14 protein-coding genes are annotated in these 14766 nt (G+C 60.4%); 7 read left to right on the forward strand and 7 right to left on the reverse strand.

What is annotated here, in order from left to right; genetic code table 11:
- Positions 1-56 precede the first annotated feature (56 nt).
- A complete protein-coding gene (locus ABD806_RS14445) occupies positions 57-971 on the forward strand; it encodes a Dyp-type peroxidase (protein WP_344959234.1) in 915 nt (304 codons plus the stop codon).
- 74 nt (positions 972-1045) lie between these two features.
- Here the strand turns inward: ABD806_RS14445 and argR are convergent, their stop codons facing one another.
- On the reverse strand, positions 1046-1546 hold the full coding sequence (argR, locus tag ABD806_RS14450) for a transcriptional regulator ArgR (protein WP_425583146.1): 501 nt from the start codon (positions 1544-1546) through the stop codon (positions 1046-1048).
- 133 nt (positions 1547-1679) lie between these two features.
- Here argR and ABD806_RS14455 point away from each other — a divergent pair, with 133 nt between their 5' ends.
- From ABD806_RS14455 to pgi, 6 genes are all read left to right on the forward strand, one after another.
- Complete coding sequence (locus tag ABD806_RS14455) at positions 1680-2417, forward strand: ATP-binding cassette domain-containing protein (protein WP_344959238.1); 738 nt, start codon at positions 1680-1682, stop codon at positions 2415-2417.
- Positions 2418-2437: 20 nt separating this feature from the next.
- Positions 2438-3175 (forward strand): transporter substrate-binding domain-containing protein, encoded by a 738-nt coding sequence (locus ABD806_RS14460; protein ID WP_344959241.1) that lies wholly within the window; start codon positions 2438-2440, stop codon positions 3173-3175.
- Position 3176: 1 nt separating this feature from the next.
- Entirely contained in the window at positions 3177-3824 is a 648-nt protein-coding gene (artQ, locus tag ABD806_RS14465; protein WP_344959243.1) for an arginine ABC transporter permease ArtQ, read from the forward strand.
- Positions 3817-4494, forward strand: a complete 678-nt coding sequence (gene artM / locus ABD806_RS14470; protein WP_344959245.1) for an arginine ABC transporter permease ArtM — start codon at positions 3817-3819, stop codon at positions 4492-4494. Before artQ ends, artM begins: the two co-directional genes overlap by 8 nt.
- 124 nt (positions 4495-4618) lie before the next feature.
- The gene (gene mdh, locus ABD806_RS14475) at positions 4619-5557 is read left to right on the forward strand and encodes a malate dehydrogenase (RefSeq protein WP_344959247.1); all 939 of its coding nucleotides are present in this window, start codon (positions 4619-4621) and stop codon (positions 5555-5557) included.
- A gap of 249 nt (positions 5558-5806) precedes the next feature.
- Entirely contained in the window at positions 5807-7426 is a 1620-nt protein-coding gene (gene pgi, locus ABD806_RS14480; protein ID WP_344959249.1) for a glucose-6-phosphate isomerase, read from the forward strand.
- A 51-nt stretch (positions 7427-7477) separates the two neighbouring features.
- Here pgi and ABD806_RS14485 read toward each other — a convergent pair whose 3' ends face one another.
- The 6 genes from ABD806_RS14485 to ABD806_RS14510 all read right to left on the reverse strand — a co-directional run bounded on the left by ABD806_RS14485 (position 7478) and on the right by ABD806_RS14510 (position 14611).
- Entirely contained in the window at positions 7478-8377 is a 900-nt protein-coding gene (locus ABD806_RS14485; protein ID WP_344959251.1) for a hydroxymethylglutaryl-CoA lyase, read from the reverse strand.
- Positions 8374-10371, reverse strand: a complete 1998-nt coding sequence (locus tag ABD806_RS14490; RefSeq protein ID WP_344959253.1) for an acetyl/propionyl/methylcrotonyl-CoA carboxylase subunit alpha — start codon at positions 10369-10371, stop codon at positions 8374-8376. Before ABD806_RS14490 ends, ABD806_RS14485 begins: the two co-directional genes overlap by 4 nt.
- Complete coding sequence (locus ABD806_RS14495; protein ID WP_344959255.1) at positions 10337-11176, reverse strand: enoyl-CoA hydratase/isomerase family protein; 840 nt, start codon at positions 11174-11176, stop codon at positions 10337-10339. The genes ABD806_RS14490 and ABD806_RS14495 overlap by 35 nt, the downstream gene beginning before the upstream one ends.
- 9 nt (positions 11177-11185) lie before the next feature.
- Positions 11186-12793 (reverse strand): carboxyl transferase domain-containing protein, encoded by a 1608-nt coding sequence (locus ABD806_RS14500; RefSeq protein WP_344959257.1) that lies wholly within the window; start codon positions 12791-12793, stop codon positions 11186-11188.
- A 200-nt stretch (positions 12794-12993) separates the two neighbouring features.
- The gene (locus ABD806_RS14505; protein ID WP_344959259.1) at positions 12994-14160 is read right to left on the reverse strand and encodes an isovaleryl-CoA dehydrogenase; all 1167 of its coding nucleotides are present in this window, start codon (positions 14158-14160) and stop codon (positions 12994-12996) included.
- Position 14161: 1 nt separating this feature from the next.
- Positions 14162-14611 (reverse strand): MerR family transcriptional regulator, encoded by a 450-nt coding sequence (locus tag ABD806_RS14510; protein ID WP_344959261.1) that lies wholly within the window; start codon positions 14609-14611, stop codon positions 14162-14164.
- Between the last annotated feature and the right edge of the window lie 155 nt (positions 14612-14766).

Here is a 14766-nt window from a genome sequence, read left to right on the forward strand (position 1 = left end):
CTGTTGCCGTATGGCACACGTTATACTGGGTCGTTACCATAGAGGAGAGCAGGCTAATGACACCACAAGCAGGCATCTGTGCCGAGCCCAACCTTCATGCCTTTTACCTGATGTTCAACCTGGTTCCAGGCAAGCGGGAGCAGGTGCGGCAAGCCCTGGCGGAACTGCCGGTCTTCTGGCAGCACACCGTCGAGCAATACCCGGAGGCCACCTTTTCCGGCCTGGTGGCCATCGGCAACAACGCCTGGGACGAGATCTATCCCCATGCCAGGCCCGCCGGGCTGACTGCCTTTCCGGCCCAGGAGGAGGGCGCGCGCCAGGCCCCGGAGACCCCCTATGATCTCTTCTTCCAGTTCAGGGCCGATCGGCTGGATGTGGCCTATATCGCCAGCCAGCAGGTGATGGCGTTGCTTGCCGGCCTGGCAGAGCTGGCCTATGAGCAGCAGGGGTTCCGTTACCTGGACAGCCGTGATTTCACCGGTTTTGTCGACGGCACCGAGAACCCCCAGGATGAGCACAGGGCGGAAGTGGCACTGGTGGCCGAGGGACGTTTTGCCGGTGGCAGCTATCTTCATGTGCAGCATTATCGCCATCGCATGGCCAAGTGGCGGAAGCTGCCGGTCAGGCAGCAGGAAGACGTCTATGGCCGCACCAAGCTGGAGAATATCGAGTATGAGTCGGCGCACAAGCCTCCGACCGCCCATACCAAACGCACCAGTCTGAAAGACAAACAGGGGCAAAGCATGGAAATATTGCGCCAGAGCATGCCCTGGGGCAACGCCACCGGCCAGGGACTGGTGTTTATTTCCTGTTGCAATACCCCGCTGCATTTCACCCGCATGCTGGAAAGCATGTTTCAGGTTGATGGTGCGGGTCACTTCGATCATCTCACCCTCTTTACCCAGGCGGAAACCGGCAGTGCGTTTTTTGCGCCTTCGCTGGAGTGGCTGGCTAAGGGGGGGGAAGGCTGACTAGAGGTTGGGGATTGGGGAACAGGGGTCAGTGACGGCTTGCCAATCCCGGATCCCTAATCTCCCGCCTGCCCTCAGACGTATTGCTCAAACAAGTCCAGCACGCTCTGATAAAGCTCTTCGATCGGGGTATGATGGGTGGGGGTAATAAAGATGGTATCGTCCCCGGCTATGGTGCCCAGTATGCCTTCGGCCTTGCCAAGTGAGTCGAGCATGCGGGCAATCAGCTGGGCCGCGCCCGGGCTGGTATGGATAACGATCAGGGCGTTGTTGTGGCCCACATCCAGTACCAGGTTCTTCAACTGACTGCTGCTGGTGGGCACGCCCAGTTCGACGGGTAGGCAATAGACCATTTCCATCTTGGCGTTACGGGTACGCACGGCACCGAACTTGCTCAGCATGCGTGACACCTTGGACTGGTTGATATTGTCAAACCCCTGCTCCTGAAGGGCATTGACAATTTCAGCCTGGGAGCCGAACCTTTCCTCCTTGAGCAGAGCCTTGAAGGCCTTAATCAGTTGTTCTTGCTTCTCGTTCATTTTTTGGAGCCGGCTGAGGGTGGTTGAATAAGGCATATTGTCTATCCATAAGGCAGTATTATCAAGGATTAGTCATTTGTATTGCATAAAGATGCAGAATTAGCTTGCAATCGGCTGAATGTAAAATAGAATCAGCGGAAGTCTCTAACAGACAATGTGAAAGTAGCACATGGGCATAGAGTTCAGCGATATTTGTAAGTCCTGGTCGGGCCAGGAAATCCTCAGCCGGGTGTCCCTGAAATGTGACGCCGGCGAGACCCTGGTACTGCTCGGCCCCAGCGGCGCCGGCAAGAGTTCGCTGTTGCGGCTGCTAAATCTGTTGGATATTCCCGACACCGGCGAACTGACCATCGCCGGCCAGCATTTCAGTTTTCCCTCCGCCAATTCCAGAACCTTGCATAAGCAGGCCCAGCTGCTGAGGTGCAAGGTCGGCATGGTGTTTCAGCAATACCACCTGTGGCCGCACCTGACGGTGGAGCAGAATCTGCTGGAAGCGCCGCTCAAGGTGCTGGGCATGGATAAGAGCGAGGCGAAAGACAAGGCGGGCGAGCTGTTGGCCCAGCTTAAGCTGGCGGATAAGCGGCAGGCCTGGCCCGGCGCCCTGTCCGGCGGCCAGCAGCAGCGGGTGGCCATCGCCCGGGCGCTGATGATGAATCCCTCCGTGCTGCTGTTCGACGAACCGACGGCGGCACTGGATCCCGAAATCACCAAAGAGGTGGCGGAGATCATACTGCAACTGGGACAAACCGGAATCACCCAGGTGGTGGTAACCCACGAGGTCGGCTTTGCCCGCCGGGTAGCGACCAAGGTGGCCTATCTGGAGCAGGGGCGTTTGGTGGAGTACGGTGATGCCGAGCGGCTCAATCAGCCGCAAACCCGGCGCCTGGCCGAATTTCTTACTCATTGATTGGTATTAAGGATGTGACCATGAACAAAACCTTGTTGTCCCTGGCATTGTTGGCGGCGTCCGTGACGGCCGCCCAGGCGGAAGAAGTGAAGTTTGTCACCAACGCCGCTTATCCCCCCTTTGAATACGTCGACGATAACAACGAAATGCAGGGCTTCGATATCGATCTGGCCAAGGCCCTGTGTGCCCAGGCCGAGCTCGAGTGCAGCTTTCACAACCAGGCCTTCGACAGCCTGATCCCCAGCCTCAAGTTCCGCCGCTACCATGCCGCCATCGCCGCCATGGATGTGACCCCCGAGCGTGCCGAACAGGTGGACTTCAGCGATATCTACTACGAAAATTCGGCGGTGTTCGTCGCCCCGGCCGGCAAGTACGACAGCCTGGACGCCCTGCTCAAGCAAACCGTGGGTGTGCAGAACGGCACTTCCCATCAGAAATATATCCAGGACAAGCTGGAAGCCAAGGGCCTGCAGTCCCGTCCTTATCAGAGCGTCCAGGATGCCCTGCTGGATATGACCAACGGCCGCTTGGACGGGGTGTTTGCCGATACCGCCGTGGTCGGTGAGTGGCTGGCCAAGCAACCCGGTTATACGGTGGTGGGTGAAGCCATTACCGATGAAGGTTATTTCGGCACCGGCTTCGGCATCGCCGTGACCAAGGGCAACCAGGCGCTGCTCGATCAGCTGAACGAGGCGTTGGCCGAACTCAAGGCCGACGGCCGCTACGACAGCCTGTACCAAAAGTATTTCCCGCACTGAGATGCTGACCCATCTGTTGAATGCCGCCCTGATGACCTTGGGGCTGGCATTGGTATCGCTGGCGTTCGGCCTGGTGTTGGCGGTATTGTTCAGCGCCGCTGAAATGAGCCGCCAAGCCTGGCTGCGCTGGCCGGCGGTGACCCTGACCACCACCCTGCGTGGCCTGCCGGAAATCCTGGTGGTGTTCTTTATCTATTTTGGCTCCACCCATCTGCTGTTTTTGCTGACTGGCGAGTACCTGGAGTTCAGCCCCTTTTGGTGCGGGGTAACGGCCCTGTCTTTGTTGTTTGCCGCCTATGCCGCCCAGACCCTGCGCGGTGCCCTGAATGCGGTGCCCAGAGGCCAGCGACAGGCCGCGCAGGCCCTGGGCCTGCCGCCCTTGTATACCTTTTTCCATATTGTGCTGCCGCAAACCTGGCGCCATGCCCTGCCGGGGCTGGGCAACCAATGGCTGATCCTGCTCAAGGACACGGCGTTGGTGTCGCTGATTGGGGTACACGATCTGATGCATCAGGCCAAGATGATCTCCGCCAGCAGCTATCAGCCTTTTACCTGGTACGGCACGGCGGCCCTGATCTACCTGGCCATCACCATCATCAGCCAGCATGGGGTTCGGCGTTTGCAAGCGAGGGTGACGCGCTATGACTGATTGGCTTGAATACCTGCCCACCCTGCTGCAGGGGGTCGGGGTCACCCTGTGGATTACCTGCTCCGGCCTGCTGCTGGGGCTGCTCATTGCCCTGGTACTGACCTGGATACTGGAGCAGGAAGTGCCGGTGCTGACTCAGCTGGCCGAAGGGTATCTGCTGTTGCTTACCGGCACCCCCCTGCTGGTGCAGATCTTCCTGATTTATTACGGTCCGGCCCAGTTTGACTGGCTGAAGGCCAGCTGGGCCTGGCAATACCTGCGGGAGCCCGGTTTTTGCATCGTGCTGGCCCTCGGGCTCAATGCCGGCGCCTATACCTGCCGGCTGTTCAAGGGGGCGTTGGATGCGGTACCCAAGGGGGAAACACTGGCCTGTCGGGCGCTGGGCATGAATGCCTGGCAGACCCTGAATGTCAAGCTGCGCCACGCGGGGAGGAGGGTGATACCGGCCTATTCCAACGAGGTGATCCTGGTACTCAAGGGCAGTTCCCTGGCGAGTACCATCACCATCATGGACATCATGGGGCTGGCCCAGCGACTCAACGCCCAGACCTATGACACCCTGGTGGTGTTTGCCCTGGCGGGCGTCATCTACCTGGCTTTAAATGGAACCTTAACCCTGCTGTTTCGACTGCTGGAGCGCAGGGCCCTGATATTCCAGACCCAGGGATGAAGCGACTCCTGGCTCACATAAACCGATTTCGATGCGGTTAAGGCATTGTCTTTCCCGGGCTCTTTAGTTATGTTGCTAGAGCCTAGGAAACGTATAACTATTCAATAATAAACGGAGTTCAGCTATGAAAGTTGCCGTACTCGGAGCTGCCGGTGGTATCGGTCAGGCTCTGGCCCTGCTGTTAAAAAACCACCTGCCCGCCGGTTCTGAATTAAGCCTGTATGATATCGCTCCCGTCACCCCCGGCGTTGCCGCGGATCTGAGCCATATTCCCACTCCGGTCAGTATCGTTGGCTTCAGCGGCGAAGATCCTACTCCCGCCCTGGTCGGTGCCGATCTGGTACTGATCTCCGCCGGTGTGGCGCGTAAGCCGGGTATGGATCGTGCCGATCTGTTCAATGTGAACGCAGGCATCGTCAAGAACCTGATCGAAAAATGTGCCGCCGCCGCGCCCAAGGCTTGTATCGGCATCATCACCAACCCGGTGAACACCACTGTGCCGATTGCCGCCGAAGTGCTGAAGAAAGCCGGCGTGTACGACAAGAACAAGCTGTTCGGCATCACCACCCTGGACGTGATCCGTGCCGAGACCTTCGTCGCCGAAGCCAAGGGCCTGGACGTGACCCAGGTAAAAGTACCGGTCATCGGCGGCCACAGCGGCGTGACCATACTGCCGTTGCTGTCCCAGGTTGAGGGTGCGTCTTTCTCCGATGAAGAGATCGAGAAGCTGACCTACCGCATCCAGAACGCCGGCACCGAAGTGGTCGAAGCCAAGGCCGGTGGTGGTTCCGCCACCCTGTCCATGGGCCAGGCTGCCTGCCGTTTTGCCCTGTCGCTGGTCAAGGCCATGCAGGGTGAAGCCGATGTGGTGGAATGCACCTATGTGGACGGTGGCAGCGAGCATGCCCAGTTCTTCGCCCAACCCGTGTTGCTGGGTAAAAACGGCGTAGAGAAAGTACTGCCTTACGGCGTCGTCAGTGCCTTCGAGCAGGCCGCTATGGACGGTATGCTGGAAACCCTGAAAGGCGATATCGCCAAGGGCGTCGAATTTGTAAATCAGTAAATTGCAGATTCTGACCGTTTAAAGGGAGCCTTGGCTCCCTTTTTGTTTCCTGTCTTAATAAATTAGCACAAGGGAATTGCAATCAGGCGCATTGCTTCTTATTGTTGCTGCCACGATTCAGCAGCGATGGCCGTTGCCAATATTGACCCTTTTATTTGCCGGCGTTTTAGCTTGGGGTCATTATTTGAAACCGCCATTTAATTTTTTCATTTTCGTCGGCTGACGATTCATTTCTATATCGGGCACATAATGAACAGAATTAACCCGGCGCAGACCCAAGCCTGGCAACAGCTGCTTGAGTTGGCCGCACAGCCTCTCGAGCTGGCGCGATTGTTCGCGGAAGACAGCACCCGGTCCCGGCGTTACAGCCTGGGGTTGGGCCAAAGCCTGAAACTGGATTATTCCAAAAACCTGATCGATGACAGGGTGCTGGAGACCCTGCTGATGCTGGCGGAGCAGACCGGCCTCAGGGGCAATATCGAATCCTTGTTTAACGGCGAAGCCATCAACAGCACCGAACAGCGCGCGGTCTTCCATATGGCGCTGCGTCATCGGGGCGACGAGCCCATGACCCTGGCCGACGGCACAGACGTCATGCCTCAGGTCAAGGCCGTGCTGGGGCAGATGAAGTGCTTCTGCGAGGCGGTGCGTGGCGGCCGCTGGACCGGCTTCGAGGGCGGGGCCATCACCGATGTGGTCAACATCGGTATCGGTGGCTCGGATCTCGGCTCCTATATGGTGACCGAAGCGCTCAAGCCCTATCAGGGTAGGGTGAGGGTGCATTTTGTCTCCAACGTGGATGGTGCCCACCTGACTCAGACCCTGGCGGAGCTGAGCCCGGCCACCACCCTGTTTATCGTGGCCTCTAAAACCTTCACCTCCCAGGAAACCATGACCAACGCTTTCGCCGCCCGGGAGTGGCTGGTGGCGGCGGCGGGGCATGAGGGTGCCATCGCCAAACACTTCGTGGCCCTATCCACCAATAGCGCCAAGGTGGCCGAGTTCGGCATCGATACCGACAATATGTTCGCCTTCTGGGATTGGGTGGGAGGTCGCTTCTCGCTGTGGTCGGCCATCGGCCTGCCGATCGCCTTGAGTATCGGCTTCGAGCGTTTCGAGCAGCTGCTGTCCGGGGCCTGGGAGATGGATCAGCATTTCAGGAACGCGCCCTTCGAGGCCAACATGCCGGTGCTGCTGGCTCTGATCGGCATCTGGTATCGCAACTTTCTGGGCTCGGCCTCCGAGGCGGTGTTGCCCTATGATCAGGGCCTGCACCGGCTGCCGGCCTATCTGCAGCAGGCGGTGATGGAGTCCAACGGCAAGTCGGTGGATCGCAACGGCCAACCGGTGAACTATGACACCTCTGGCATTGTCTGGGGCGAGTCGGGCACCAACGGTCAGCATTCTTTCTATCAGCTCATCCATCAGGGCACCCAACTCATACCCTGCGATTTTATCCTGCCGGCGCAAAGCCACTATCCGTTGGGGGATCAGCATGCCAAGCTGATGGCCAACTGCTTGGCCCAGAGCCGGGCCCTGGCCTTTGGCCAGTCGGAGCAGGAATTACGCGCGCAGGGCGAGCTGGAGGCGCTGCTCCCCTTCAAGATGCACAAAGGTAATAACCCCAGCAACACCCTGTTGCTGCCCAAGGTAACACCCCATACCCTGGGGGCGCTGCTTGCCCTCTATGAGCACAAGGTGTTCGTGCAGGGTGCCATCTGGAATATTTTCAGCTTCGACCAGTGGGGGGTGGAGCTGGGCAAGAAACAGGCAAATGTACTGTTGCCCTGCCTTACCGGCGGGCAGGATGCTGCCGGGCTGGATGCCTCAACCCGCGCCTTGCTGGCCCAGCTGAAGGACTGGGCCTGATCCGAGCGAAAGTTTGAAGCCGGAGACTGGAAGTAAAAAACAGCTTCCCGCTTACTCCCCCATTGCCCTGGCCACCTTGGAGCCGTTTTCCCGGCCCAGCTTGCGGCTTATCCACCAGCCGGTTTCGATGAGTCGCGTCAGATCGATACCGGTTTCTATGCCCAGCCCCTGCAGCAGATAGAGCACATCCTCGCTGGCCACATTACCCGAGGCGCCCCTGGCATAGGGACAACCGCCGAGTCCGGCGACCGAGGCATCGATCACCGCGACACCTTCCTCCAGCACCGCATACAGATTGGCCAGGGCCTGGCCGTAGCTGTCATGAAAGTGCGCCGCCAGCCGCCCGACCGGCACTTCCCGCAGCACCACCGCCAGCATGCGCTTGGCCTTGAGCGGTGTGCCGACCCCTATGGTGTCGCCCAGGGATATTTCATAACAGCCCATCTGATACAGCTCCCGGGCGACCAGCGCGACCTGGTTTGGCGCTATCTCGCCCTCGTAGGGACAACCGAGCACGGTGGATACATATCCCCGAACCCGCAGGCCATGGGCGCGAGCACGTTCCACCAGGGGGGCGAATCGGGCCAGACTTTCGCCGATGGAGCAATTGATGTTTTTCTGGCTAAACACTTCGGAGGCGGCGGCAAACACCGCCACTTCATCGACACCGGCGCTGATGGCGGCGGCAAGCCCTGTCAGGTTGGGGGTCAGGGCCGAGTAGGCCACGCCAGGGACTCGATCGATACCGGCCAGCACCGCCGCGCCGTCGGCCATTTGCGGTACCCATTTGGGCGAGACGAAACTGGCCGCCTCGATATGGCGCAGGCCGCAGCCGCTCAGCCGGTCGATCAGTTCAATCTTGATGTCGGTGGCGATGGCGGGACCCGGCTCGTTCTGCAGGCCATCCCGCGGGCTCACCTCCACCAACCTTACCCGGCTTGGCAGGCTCATCGGCTGATCTCCTCTGCGGTACTTTCCAGCACGATCAGTTCGGCACCCTCGGCCACCTGCTCTCCTTCCCGGTAGTAGATGTCGCCGACCATACCGTCTCTGGGCGCCTTGATGGCATGCTCCATTTTCATGGCCTCCATCACCACCAGGGTCTGACCGGCGGACACGGTTTCACCTTCCTTGACCAGCACGGCCACCATGACCCCGTTCATCGGTGCCAGCAGGCCGCCTGAGGTGTCGCCTTGTTGCGGTTCGAAGTGCTCTTCATGCCGGCGGCATGCGAAGCTTTCGCCCTGGTAAAACAGCGTCAGGCGGTTATCCCGCAGCCAGCCGTGGACACTCAGGGTGTGGCCGTCGACCACGGCCGACAACTGGTCATCCTGCAGCCGGGTTTGCAGGTAATAGCGGCCGCCATCGATGCCGATCTCATGGCCGGGCGGTCGCTCCACTATGGTCAGCTGGTGCAGCGTCTCGCCCACCAACAGCTGCAGGGGACGGGCATATTCTGAATTCAACCGCCAGCCGTTCTGCCGGCCGAACGGCGACCAGGGATCCCCGGCACAGCGGTTGCCTGCCCGGGTGGTTTCCAGCCAGAAACCGGCGGCCAGCACCAGGGCCCGCTGGCCGTCGAGCCGGGCGGGCGGGAACAGCAGCTGCCGGTGTTGTTCGATAAAACCGGTATCCAGCTCGGCACGACGGAACGGTTGGGTATCGGCCAGGGTATGCAGGAAGCGCACATTGTTTTTCACGCCGCCGATGCGGTATTGCTCCAGGGCCTGTACCAGGCGGTTGATAGCCTGCTCCCGGTTGTCATCCCAGACGATCAGCTTGGCTATCATGGGATCGTAATGGATGCCGATCTCATCGCCTTCCACCACGCCGGTATCCACCCGGACATGGTCACTTTCGGCGGGCGTGCGCAGGTAGTGCAGCCGGCCGGTGGCCGGCAGAAAGTCATGCTCGGGATCTTCGGCGTAGATACGCGCTTCCAGGGCATGGCCGCGTACCCGGACCTGCTGCTGGGTGAGCGGCAGTGGTTCGCCGTCGGCCACGCGCAGCTGCCATTCCACCAGGTCCAGGCCGGTGATCATTTCGGTGACCGGATGTTCGACCTGCAGCCGGGTATTCATTTCCATAAAGTAAAAGTCGCCGTCTCCCTGGTAGAGGAACTCGACCGTGCCGGCGCCCACATAGTCGATGGCCTGGGCCGCCCTGACCGCCGCCTCGCCCATGGCCTGACGGGTGGCTGCCGACAAGCCGGGGGCGGGTGCTTCTTCCAGCACCTTCTGGTGACGACGCTGCACCGAGCAATCCCGCTCCGCCAGATAGAGGCCGTTGCCATGGCTGTCGCAAAACACCTGGATTTCCACATGGCGTGCTTGGTGCAGATAGCGTTCGAGCAGCATGTCCGGGTTGCCGAAGGCATTCTTGGCCTCCCGCCGGGCCGCGGCCAGGGCGTCGTCAAATTCATCGATATGGTTGACCACCCGCATGCCTTTGCCACCGCCGCCGGCCACGGCCTTCAGCAGCAGGGGAAAACCGCATTTTGCCGCTTCGTCGCGCAGCAGCTCCGGGCTTTGCCCGGCCCCGTGGTAGCCGGGCAGCAGGGGCACACCCGCCTGCTGCATGATGGCCTTGGCCGCGGACTTGGAGCCCATGGCGGCGATGGCGGCGGCGGGGGGGCCGATAAATACCAGGCCGTGGCGCGCGCAGCTGTCGGCGAATTCGGTATTCTCCGACAGGAAGCCATAACCCGGGTGGATGGCCTGGGCGCCGCTTTGTCTGGCGATTTCGATGATTTTATCGGCCTGCAGGTAGCTTTCTGCGCTGGGCGCCGGTCCCAGCAGGAAGGCCTCGTCGGCCATGGCCACATGGCGGGCCCGGCTGTCGGCTTCGGAATACACGGCAACGCAGCGGATGCCGAGGCGATGAGCCGTCTGTATTACCCGGCAGGCGATTTCACCCCGGTTGGCAATCAGAATCTTGCTGAACATCGTCATTCTCCTGAATCCAGCTGGGCTTGCGCTTGTCGAGGAAGGCGCTCAGGCCTTCCTGGCCTTCGGCACTGACCCTGATATCGGCGATCCGGCGGGCGGTGTCGGCGATGATGGCATTGTCAATCGGTTTCTGGCTGACCGCGAAGATCAGCGACTTGGCAGCCTGCATCGCCTGCGGGCTGTTGTTGGCGAGCCTTTGCAGCAGTGACTGGCAGGACGCTGCCAGCTGCTCTGCGTCGTCTACCAGCTGATGGACCAGGCCAAATTCCAGCGCCTGCTCGGCGCCGAAGGATTCGGCGGTAAGGAAATAGCGACGAGCCTGACGTTCGCCGATGGCGCGCAGCACATAGGGGCTGATCACCGCCGGGATCAGGCCGATGCTGACTTCACTCAAGCAGAACCTGCTCTGGCGGGTGGCGATCACCAGGTCACAGCAGGCGGCCAGGCCCACAGCCCCCCCGAAGGCGGCGCCCTGCACCAGGGCGATGGTGGGTTTGCTGTGGTGGTTCAGCAGCCGCATCAGGCGGGCCAACCGGTGGGCGTCCTCGATATTGTCCTGACGGCTGTTGCGGGCCATGCGTTTCATCCAGGCCAGATCGGCACCGGCAGAAAAATGCGGGCCCTGGGATCTCAGCACCAGGGCGCGTACCTGGGGATCCTTGTCTGTCTGCTCCAGCATTTCGATCAGCGCGAGGATCATATGATCGTCGAAGGCGTTGTGTTTGTCCGGTCGGTTAAGGATCAGCTCCGCTACCCCCTGATCCTGGTAACGTAACAACACCGGATTGCTATGGTCGCTCATATGTCCTCCTTACATGCGGAATACGCCGAACCGGGTATCGGCCGCCGGCCTGTTGAGGGCCGCCGACAGGCTCATGGCGACCACGGTCCGGGTCTGGGCCGGGTCTATTACGCCGTCATCCCACAGTCGGGCGCTGGCATAAAAGGGATGGCCCTGGTGTTCATAGCTGTCGATGATCGGCCGCTTGAAGTCGGCCTCCTGGGCCGCCGACCAGGGGGTGCCGACCCGCGCCAGGGATTCCCGCCTGACGGTGGCGAGCACGCCGGCGGCCTGCTCGCCACCCATCACCGAGATGCGGGCGTTGGGCCACATCCACAGGAAATCGGGATTGTAGGCGCGCCCGCACATGCCGTAGTTACCCGCGCCGAAGCTGCCGCCGATCAACACTGTTATCTTGGGTACCCTGGCACAGGCCACCGCCATCACCATCTTGGCCCCGTGCTTGGCGATGCCGTCCGCCTCGTACTTACGGCCGACCATAAAGCCGGTGATGTTCTGCAGGAACAGCAGGGGGATGTTGCGCTGGCAGCAGAGCTCGATAAAGTGGGTGCCTTTTTGTGCCGATTCCCCGAACAGAATGCCGTTGTTGGCGACGATGCCCACCGGGTAGCCGTGGATACGGGCGAAGCCGGTGACCAGGGTCTGGCCGTAATAGCGCTTGAACTCATCAAACTCGGAGCCGTCCACCAGCCGTGCGATGACCTCGCGCACCTCGAAGGATTTGCGCAGATCCGTGCCCACAATGCCGTACAGTTCTTCTATGGGATACCTGGGCTCGGCGGGGGGAGCAAGGGGCATATCCAGCTGTTTGCGCCGGTTGAGGTTGGCGACGCAGCGGCGGGCGATGTGCAGGGCGTGCACATCATTTTCCGCATAGTGGTCGGCCACCCCCGACACCTTGCAGTGCACATCTGCCCCGCCCAGCTCTTCGGCGCTGACCACTTCGCCGGTGGCGGCTTTGACCAGCGGCGGTCCGGCCAGGAAGATGGTGCCCTGGTTGCGCACTATGATGGACTCGTCGGCCATGGCTGGCACGTAGGCGCCACCGGCGGTGCACAGGCCCATGACCAGGGCTATTTGGGGGATGCCCTGGGCGGACATGCGGGCCTGGTTGTAGAAGATGCGCCCGAAGTGATCCCGATCCGGAAACACTTCGTCCTGACGGGGCAGGTTGGCGCCGCCCGAGTCGACCAGGTAGAGGCAGGGCAGGCGGTTCTGCTCGGCAATCTCCTGAGCGCGCAGGTGTTTTTTCACGGTCAGCGGATAATAGGTTCCGCCTTTTACCGTGGCGTCGTTGGCCACTATCATGCACTCGATGCCGCTGACCCGGCCGATACCGGTGATAATGCCGGCGGCGGGCACCTCTTCATCGTAAACCTGGTAGGCGGCCAACTGAGATAACTCAAGGAAGGGCGAGCCCTCGTCCAGCAGGCGGTTGATGCGCTCGCGGGGCAGCAGCTTGCCACGGGCCTGATGGCGTTGCTGGTACGACTCGCCGCCGCCCCGCTCAATATCGGCCACACGTTCACGCAGTTCATGCACGGCCTCGCTCATGGCCTGGTGATTGGCAGCAAATTCGTCCGACCTGGGCTGTATCTGGCTGATAAGTAGGGTCATGGCTGGCTCCAGAACAGACGATACAGAGATTGAAAGGAGGTAAAAGGGAACGGCTCAGCCGACCGTTGGCGCCAGGGATGGCGCCGTCGAGCCCCCATGGATGGGTTTACGACGAGTCGGCGGAGTTGGCCTTTTTGCCGACTCGCCTTACGGCTGCGGTATGAATTGATAAGCGATTGTTTAACCTGCATATCACAACCTCACCGGTTCTGAAACAGTTCACGGCCGATCAGCATGCGGCGAATTTCTGAGGTGCCGGCGCCAATTTCATAGAGCTTGGCATCCCGCAGCAGCCGACCGGTGGGGTATTCGTTGATGTAACCGTTGCCGCCCAGCAACTGGATGGCGTCCAGGGCCAGCCGGGTGGCCGTTTCGGCGGCATAGAGGATGGTGCCGGCGGTATCCTTGCGGCTGATCTGGTCCCGATCGGCGGCCATGGCCACCATATAGACGTAGGATTTGGCGGCGTTCATGCGGCTGTACATGTCGGCCAGCTTGCCCTGGACCAGCTCGAACTCGCCGATGGCCTGGCCGAACTGCTTGCGGTCGCGCACATAGGGCACCACCACATCCATGGCCGCCTGCATGATCCCCAGGGGGCCGCCGGCCAGCACCAGGCGCTCCAGGTCCAGGCCGCTCATCAATACCCTCACTCCGCCGCCCAGCTCACCCAGGATATTGTCTTTGGGCACCTTGCAGTCCTGAAACACCAGCTCGCAGGTATTGGAGCCGCGCATGCCCAGTTTGTCCAGTTTCTGCGCCTGGCCGAAGCCCTCAAAGTCCCGCTCCACGATAAAGGCGGTGATGCCGCGGGAACCGGCGTTGGCATCGGTCTTGGCGTATACCACATAGACGTGGGCATCCGGGCCGTTGGTGATCCACATCTTGTTGCCGTTCAGCACAAAGTGATCGCCGGCGTCGCGGGCGTGCAGTTTCATCGACACCACGTCGGAGCCGGCATTGGGCTCGGACATGGCCAGCGCGCCTATATGCTCGCCGCTGAGCAGCCCGGGCAGATAGGTTTGCTTCTGCGCCTCGGTACCGTTCTTGTGGATCTGGTTGACGCACAGGTTGGAGTGGGCGCCATAAGACAGGGCCACCGAGGCAGAGGCGCGGCTGATTTCCTCCATCGCCACCACATGGGCCAGATAGCCCATATCGACGCCGCCGTACAGCTCCTTTACGGTGATGCCGAGCAGGCCCATATCGCCGAATTTGCGCCAGAGATCGGCCGGAAACAGGTTGTCCCGGTCGATGGCGGCGGCCCGGGGGGCGATTTCCCGGGCGGCGAAGCCATTGACCTGTTCACGTAGCATGTCGATGGTTTCACCCAGGCCAAAATTCAATTCCGAGTATTGAGCAATCATCTTAGCTTACCTTCCTGTTGGTGGCCGAGCCCTTGGCCGGAGTGGGCACCCGGCCTTCGCTCATTTCCTGGCGCAGCTTGGCCAATGCCTCGGTGCAGCGCTGTTCGGCAATATCCAGTTCCTGTTGCACCATGGCGATATCCTTGATCTGCTGTTCAAGATGGGCCCGTCTCGATGCTATGGTAGCCAGCATCAACAGTAGCTGTTTTTCGCTGCCGCTGGGGGTCTGGTCCCACAGGGCAAACAGCTCCCGGATCTCGGCCAGGGATAAACCCAGTCGTTTGCCGCGCAGGATAAGCTTAAGCCGCACCCTGTCCTGGTTGCCGTAAATACGGGTGGTACCCCGGTGTTCCGGGCGCAACAGCCCCTGATCTTCATAGAAGCGGATGCTGCGCGTGGTGAGCTCAAACTCGTGGGAAAGCTCGCTGATCGAGTAGGTTTTTTTGGTCATCGTGGCAACTCCCTCGCATCTCCTTGTTAAGATTATTTAATTCTTACGTAAACGTAAAGTTTATTTTATGTTTCGTTGTCGATTTTCTTATCTTTTTGATAAATAATAATTTTATTTATTTTGTGAAAGGTGCTTACGGTTGTTTGTTAAATAAT

This window comes from Zobellella aerophila (genome assembly GCF_039539325.1).
Lineage (GTDB): Bacteria > Pseudomonadota > Gammaproteobacteria > Enterobacterales > Aeromonadaceae > Oceanimonas > Oceanimonas aerophila.